This is a genomic window from Vreelandella sp. L-25 (assembly GCF_056857535.1).
Map to the genome: position 1 here is coordinate 1 of NZ_JBSXNH010000005.1, position 7,445 is coordinate 7,445.

8 protein-coding genes are annotated in these 7,445 nt (G+C 58.7%); 1 reads left to right on the forward strand and 7 read right to left on the reverse strand.

Annotation, left to right across the window (positions count from 1 at the left end; all coding sequences use genetic code 11):
• Positions 1-409: group II intron maturase-specific domain-containing protein (locus AC13CN_RS00085; protein WP_483052914.1), on the forward strand; the 409-nt coding region annotated here is incomplete at its 5' end.
• A 63-nt stretch (positions 410-472) separates the two neighbouring features.
• Here the strand turns inward: AC13CN_RS00085 and AC13CN_RS00090 are convergent.
• From AC13CN_RS00090 to AC13CN_RS00120, 7 genes are all read right to left on the reverse strand, one after another.
• Positions 473-1,780, reverse strand: coding sequence for an IS4 family transposase (locus AC13CN_RS00090; protein WP_074211223.1), 1,308 nt, complete (start codon positions 1,778-1,780; stop codon positions 473-475).
• A gap of 122 nt (positions 1,781-1,902) precedes the next feature.
• Entirely contained in the window at positions 1,903-2,967 is a 1,065-nt protein-coding gene (fba, locus tag AC13CN_RS00095; RefSeq protein ID WP_062363362.1) for a class II fructose-bisphosphate aldolase, read from the reverse strand.
• 65 nt (positions 2,968-3,032) lie between these two features.
• On the reverse strand, positions 3,033-4,202 hold the full coding sequence (locus AC13CN_RS00100; protein ID WP_062363357.1) for a phosphoglycerate kinase: 1,170 nt from the start codon (positions 4,200-4,202) through the stop codon (positions 3,033-3,035).
• A gap of 59 nt (positions 4,203-4,261) precedes the next feature.
• Positions 4,262-5,290, reverse strand: coding sequence for a type I glyceraldehyde-3-phosphate dehydrogenase (locus tag AC13CN_RS00105; protein ID WP_172515192.1), 1,029 nt, complete (start codon positions 5,288-5,290; stop codon positions 4,262-4,264).
• Between the two features lie 59 nt (positions 5,291-5,349).
• Positions 5,350-6,072, reverse strand: a complete 723-nt coding sequence (locus AC13CN_RS00110) for an LrgB family protein (protein WP_058576733.1) — start codon at positions 6,070-6,072, stop codon at positions 5,350-5,352.
• Positions 6,062-6,415, reverse strand: coding sequence for a CidA/LrgA family protein (locus tag AC13CN_RS00115; protein ID WP_058576732.1), 354 nt, complete (start codon positions 6,413-6,415; stop codon positions 6,062-6,064). The genes AC13CN_RS00110 and AC13CN_RS00115 overlap by 11 nt, the downstream gene beginning before the upstream one ends.
• 36 nt (positions 6,416-6,451) lie before the next feature.
• On the reverse strand, positions 6,452-7,445 hold a 994-nt coding region (locus tag AC13CN_RS00120; RefSeq protein WP_483052915.1), incomplete at its 5' end, for a transketolase-like TK C-terminal-containing protein.

Consider the following 7,445-nt stretch of genomic DNA (forward strand, 5'->3'; position numbering starts at 1 on the left):
GAAGGTGGTGAAACTCAAGCAAACGCTCAAAGCACTGACGAAGCGAAACCGGGGCATCGGACTCGCGGCCATTATACGTGAGCTGAATCCGGTGTTACGGGGCTTTGCCAACTACTTCCGGGTGGCGAACTGCGCGAGGGTATTGAAGCAGGTCATGAGCTGGCTAAGGAGGCGGTTACGCTGTATCCAGCTCAAGCAGTGGAAAAAGCCGGGCCGGCTGCATCGGAGGCTGAAACAGCTGGGTTACCAACCCCCGTTCCGGCACATCCGGATGCAAAGCTGGCGCAATGCAGCATCTCCACTGGCCAGTCTGGCCCTGCCCAACACCTACCTGCACAATGACCTGAAGTTGATGGATCTTGCGAAGGTCAAAACCGGCATCACTGTCCCCGAGTTCGGGGTAAGTTAGTGGCATGAGCCGTATACGTGGCCCGTATGTACGGTTCTGTGAGAGGGATGAGGCGGCAACGCCTCACCCTACTCGCTTAACCGCATATTTTTGTGGTCGTGTCCGAACAGCACGCGGGTATGACCGTTCTCGTCTATCGGGTAACAAGAAGGAAGGCGCCATCTCTAGCATCGACCTCATGACCTCGGGAAGACGGCCAGGTGACACCGCCGGCAACATAGATAGCTCTTTGATAATAAAATGGGCAGCTTGGTGAAAACTCAATTGATTGGGGTGAATGCTGTCCAAGCTGTAGGCCATTCGCGCCATCTGAAAGCGTATCAAGTTGTAGGCGAGCAACGTTCCCCATAACTCCTGGCGAACCATGTCCGGCGTACGACTACGCAGCGTGAGTCGGCTGCCCAGCAGTGACTGCTTCATTTCCCGGTAGCCCAGCTCGATTTCCCAGCGATAGCTATAAAGATCCACGATATCAGCAGCAGGAAAGCGCAGCGGATCGGTCATCGACGTCAGCACCTGAACTTCTTTTCCCTTGACCTTACGACGCATCAGACGTGCTTCTAACGTCGCGGGCAAGTCTGGCCATTTCGCTCGTGCTTGTGGGGATGTCGTCAGACGAACCAGTCGATCCTGACGTCCCAGCGAGTAGATCTCTTCATACTGCGCTCCCTTCCGTAACGGGATCATCCAGTGGCGCTGTTCGCCTGCTTGCTGCCACGCATGCAGCAGACCCAGCGAATAAAACCCACGGTCAAATAACGTCAGTGAGTGGTCAGGTGTACTGGCGATCAGGTCTGTCGTTAACGCCACTTCGCCCGTCGAGATGCTGTCAAACGCGGCGCCCGTGATTAGGTGGCTCGTCAGCTCCATTTGACACACCATCCGCACCTGCGGGTAGCTCGCTTCTCGGTAGGCGTTACGCGTACGTGTAAAAGCCGCTTGGTTGTCAGGCGTGTCAGGCGTTCGCCATACCACTCCGTCTACGCCTAGCAGCCTGAGACCACACCAATGAGGGTGAGGGGTTTGTTCGTGCCACAGGTCCTGCGTTTGCTCGAACACACGTTTGACAGCCTCTACCCCGAGGCGTTGACGTGCTTGGACAACGGCGCTGGGTGCCACGAAAGGACGTTGGCCGGGTAAGACAATATCAAGCTGATGAACGACTTGCGCCATCGGGATGTGCCGGAACAAGGCCATGCCGACAATCGACCAGACCACCATCTCAAGCGGTAAACGGCGCTTACGCAAGGTGGCTACACCGGCGTGCGCTAGGCATTCGTCAATCAGCTCGGGGGAGAGAACATCCGCGAGGCTGGAGAAGTGTTCAGGTGAAACGCGAGCGATGGCATCAATGGCCTGACTAAAATGCATAAAAATCCGGTATCAGAGAATCACTGATACCGGAATATCGCATTGTCAGCTCATTGATGAAACTCTTAACTGACTGGCATTAGGCCCGAAGGCCGCCTTAGCGTTGCTAATTGCTTAGCTGCTTACTTAATCTTAGGAGCCAACTCGCCGCGCTCGTAGCGCTGGAACATCGCTTCCAGGCTAATCGGCTTGATTTTGCTCGCGTTGCCAGCAGTGCCAAAGGCTTCGTAGCGGGCAATACACAGGTCACGCATGGCGGTGACCGTTTCTTTCAAGAATTTGCGCGGATCAAACTCTGACGGATTCTCTGCCATAAAACGGCGCACAGCACCGGTGGACGCTAGGCGCAGGTCGGTGTCGATGTTCACCTTGCGCACGCCGTGCTTGATGCCTTCGACGATTTCCTCAACCGGTACGCCGTAGGTTTCCGGAATTTGACCACCGTAACGGTTGATCACTTCCAGCCACTCCTGAGGCACCGAAGAGGAGCCGTGCATGACCAGATGGGTATCCGGGATGCGCGCGTGGATCTCTTTGATACGTTGAATGGAAAGCGTGTCGCCGGTCGGCGGCTTGGTGAATTTATACGCGCCGTGGCTGGTGCCAATGGCAATCGCCAGCGCGTCGACCTGAGTCGCCTTTACAAACGCAGCGGCTTCTTCGGGGTCGGTCAGCAGCTGTTCCATATCCAGCTTGCCTTCGGCACCAATGCCGTCCTCTTCACCAGCCATGCCGGTTTCCAGGCTACCCAGGCAGCCCAGCTCGCCTTCTACAGAGACGCCACAGGCGTGGGCCATTTCTACTGCGCGACGAGTAACGTCAACGTTGTAGTCGTAATCCATTGGCGTCTTGCCATCTTCACCCAGCGAGCCGTCCATCATGACGGAGGAGAAACCGAGCTGGATAGAGCGCTGGCACACCGCAGGGCTGGTGCCGTGATCCTGGTGCATCACTACCGGAATATGCGGAAACTCTTCCACTGCTGCCAAAATCAGGTGGCGCAGGAAGGGGGCGCCCGCGTATTTACGCGCGCCAGCGGAGGCCTGCACGATCACCGGAGAGTCGGTGGCATCGGCGGCTTCCATGATAGCCCGCATTTGTTCAAGGTTGTTGACGTTGAACGCGGGAATACCGTAGCCATATTCGGCGGCGTGGTCGAGCATCTGGCGCATGCTAATTAAAGCCATGGGGTCACCTTATAGGTTGTCAGTGTGAACGGGTGCAGTGAGCGTGCAAGTTCAATTATTACGTATTAGCCGCGCTTGGCCGCAGCTTCAAGTGCAGCAACAGCCGGTAGCTGTTTGCCTTCAACGTACTCTAAAAACGCCCCGCCACCGGTGGAAATATAGGAAATACGGTCGGCAATGGCGTATTTATCAATCGCAGCGAGCGTGTCACCGCCACCGGCAATGGAAAATGCGCGGCTGTCAGCAATGGCATGGGAGAGCTCCTCGGTGCCTTTGCCAAACTGATCAATCTCAAAAACGCCCACGGGGCCGTTCCACAAAATAGTGCCAGCATCTTTGAGCAGGCTGGCCAAGTGGGCAGCGGTGTCCGGGCCGATATCCAGAATCATCTCGTTATCAGCGACCTGGTCCACCGGTTTCACCACTGCTTCTGCGGATTCAGAGAACTCCGTGGCCACAACAACGTCAGTGGGCAGCGGAATAGAGACTTTCTCCATTAGCGCTTTGGCTTGACCGATCAGGTCGGCTTCGTAGAGCGATTTGCCCACATTATAGCCTGCCGCAGCGATAAAGGTGTTGGCGATCCCGCCGCCGACGATAAGCTGGTCGCACTTATCAGAGAGTGCGGTCAGCACGTCGAGCTTCGTGGAGACCTTGGAGCCGCCTACAATAGCCGCCATCGGGCGCGCCGGGTTCGCTAAGGCTTTCTCCAGTGCGTCTAGCTCTTGAGCCAGCAGCGGGCCGGCACAAGCGGTGGGCGCAAAGCGGGCCACGCCGTGGGTAGAAGCTTGAGCACGGTGGGCGGTGCCGAAGGCATCCATCACGAAGATATCGCACAGCGCGGCGTACTGCTTGGCCAGCTGTTCGTCGTCTTTTTTCTCGCCGTTATTGAAGCGCACGTTCTCAAGCAGCACCACGTCGCCGTTGCTGAGCGTGGGCGCGGTGTCGAGGTAGTCGTCGACCAGTTTGACGGGGCTACCCAGCAGCTCGCCAAGGTGTTCGGCCACGGGAGCTAAGGAGAACTCCTCGGCAGGCTCGCCTTCCGTGGGGCGGCCCAGATGGCTCATGAGCATCACTTTTGCTCCCGCCTTGGCTGCCACTTGAATAGTCGGCAGTGCGGCGCGCAGGCGGGCATCGCTGGAAACACGGCCGTTTTTGATCGGCACGTTCAGGTCTTCACGAATCAGCACGCGCTGCCCTTCCAGGGGCAGGTCGGTCATTTTTTGCACGTTCATGTGAGCGGTTTCCTCGTGTTCAAGCGAATGTAAGAGCGCTAGGTAGTGCTGCCCATCAGTTAGCGAAACGTTGCCAAACGCTGGCTGATATCCAGCATGCGGTTGGCAAAGCCCCACTCGTTATCAAACCAGCACAGCAGCTTGATCAAGCGTGTGCCAGCCACCCTGGTTTGGGTGGCGTCTAGAATGCCAGAGCGGGGGTCATGATTAAAATCGATCGATGCCATGGGGGCTTCGGTATAGCCTAGCACCCCTTGTAAGCGCTGCTGGCTGGCGCTGTGTAGCAGCGCGTTCACCTGGGCGGCACTGGTATCGCGACGTACGGTCAGCGCGGCATCCATGGCCGAGACGTTAATGGTGGGTACCCGCACGTGCAGGCACTCAAAACGCCCGGCCAGGCTCGGCATCAGGCGGCTGATACCCACTGCCAAGCCGGTATCCACCGGTACGATCGACTGCATGGCGGAGCGCGTCAGGCGCAGATCGGTGCGATGGTACGCATCGATCACCGGCTGGTCGTTCATGGCCGAGTGAATCGTGGTGGTAACACCATGCTCCAAGCCGAGCGCTTCATCCAGTACGGTGAGCAGCGGCACCAAGCAATTAGTGGTGCAGGACGCCGCAGAGAGGATGCGCTGCGTGGGAGCGAGCTCATGCTCGTTGATGCCCCATACGATGGTGGCATCCACATCGTTTTCCGCGGGCTGGGAGAACAGCAGCCGCTTGGCCCCTGCCGCCAAGTGCTGCTCAGCGGTAGCGCGGTCCTTGAAGCTGCCCGAGCACTCGAGCACTAGGTCGATCCCTAGTGCTTCCCAGGGCAGTGCGCGAGGGTCGCGTTCGCACAATACCTGGATGCGCTGGCCGTTGACGAACAGGGCGCTACCATCGTTGTCCACCTCCCCCGGGAAACGACCATGAGTCGTGTCGTAACGGGTGAGATAGGTGATGGTGGCAAGGTCGGACAGCTCGTTGATCGCGACGACTTCAAGCGCCGGGTGCTGGCGCTCCACCAAGGCTCTCAGCACGCATTGGCCAATGCGCCCATAACCATTGATGGCAATGCGATATTTAGCGGAAGCGTTCGCCATGATGCGATGCAGCTCTTGAACAAAGTGGCCCGATGATAACGCATTTCATCGGGGGTTGCTTATCCCGCCCCTAGCCCCACCAGTTGCCAAGCAAGCGGTAGCAGCAGAGCGGTAAAAATCCCGGTGAGGCTCATTCCGAGCGAGGCGAACGCTCCGGCGGTCGGACTGATATCGAACGCGCGCACGGTGCCGATGGCGTGACCATTGAGCCCCAGCGCAAAGCCGATGATACGTTCGTCATGAATGTGCAGTAGCCTCGCCAATAGACTCACGAAAGGAATGGTCAGCACCCCCGTCACCAGCAGCGCGCCCATGAGGAGTGCTACGCTGCCGCCAAGTTGTTCCGTGATGCCGATGGCGATGGGCGCCGTCACCGATTTGGCCGCGATCGAGGCCAAGATCTCCGGACCCGCGCCGAGAAGCCAAGCAATGCCAAGAGCGTAACAAGCGGCCAGAGTGGCAGCGATAGGCAGGCAAGCCGCCAACGGCTGCCACAGCGCACGAATGCGCGGTAGCTGTTGGTAAAGCGGCATGCCCAACGCCACGGTGGCTGGACCTAGCAGGACCGTCAGCCAGGTTGCGCCTTGCTGATAGGTGGCATACGGCAAGCCCAACAAGGCCAGCGTCGCGGCCAGCAGCAGAGCAGCGATCAAAATCGCCGGGAGCCAGGAGGGTTTACCCAAGCGCGTGAAAAGGGCGCTGCCCACAAGGTATGCGGCCAAGGTAAGCCCAACGGCCAATAACGGCGTGGCGGTCAAGGTAGGCAGCAAGCTAGTCGGCATGGCGGTGCCCCATCAATCGCTTGAGCAGCCACAGTGTCGTGAACACACTCAGTAGCGTCCCCAGCAGCAGAGCCGCCACGATGGCCAGCCACTGGCTTGCCAGTTCATCGAGAATGAAGAACACGCCTACCACGCCTGGCATGATCAGCATGGCCAAAAGTGCGATCAGCGGTTGGGCGGCGGCGGCAAGGCTAGCAGGTACTCTACCGATAACGGCAAGAGTGATGCACAGCAGTAGCATGCCCACCACTCCAGAAGAAATAGGTAAACCGGAGAAGTGGATCACGACTTCTCCGATTATCCAGTAGCTAATTAGCCATAAAAGGCCGTTTAGCGCGGGCATCGTAATGCCCGCACCAGGCGCCGTTTGAGCGAGGGGTTAACCCAGCAGCTCATTGGCTTGTTTGACGATGTTCTCGACGGTAAAGCCGAAGTGCTTGAACAGCTCGCCCGCGGGTGCCGACTCACCGTAGGTGGTCATGCCAATCACGCGGCCGTCGAGGCCCACGTACTTGTACCAGTAGTCGGCGTGGCCCGCTTCGATGGCGATACGCTTGGTCACGGCTTTGGGCAACACGCTTTCACGGTAGTCGGCATCTTGGCCGTTGAAGCGGTAAGCGGACGGCATGGAGACCACGCGCACGGCTTTACCTTGCTGCTCCAGCTCGGCCGCGGCATCCATCGCCAAGGCGACTTCGGAGCCGGTCGCGATCAGGATGAGGTCCGGCGTGCCGTTGCACTCTTTGAGTACGTAAGCGCCGCGCTGAATGGACGCCAACTGCGCCTTGGTGCGCGCCTGATGCGGTAGGTTCTGACGTGAGAGCACCAGCGCCGTCGGGCCGGAGTGGCGCTTGATTGCGGCATCCCAGGCGGCAGCGGTTTCCACTGCGTCACAGGGGCGCCAGGTATTCAAATTCGGCGTAGTACGCAGGCTGGTGAGCTGCTCGATCGGTTGGTGGGTCGGGCCATCTTCACCCAGGCCGATGGAGTCGTGGGTAAATACGTAGATAGCCTGCTGGCCCATCAATGCCGCCATGCGCACGGCATTGCGCATGTACTCCATGAAAATCAAGAAGGTTGCGCCATAAGGCACGAAACCGCCGTGTAGAGCGATACCGTTCATCACTGCGCCCATGCCGAATTCACGCACGCCGTAGTGGAGATAGTTGCCGCTGGCATCGTCTGGAGTGATCGCCTTGGCGCCCTTCCAGAACGTCAGGTTGGAAGGCGCCAAGTCAGCGCTGCCGCCGAGCAGTTCCGGCATTTGCGGGCCAATCACGTTCAGCGCTTCAAACGACGCTTTACGCGAGGCAATGCTGTCGCCTTTCTCTTGGGCCTGCTCGATCAGCGCTTCAGTCGTCAACTCCGTGGGC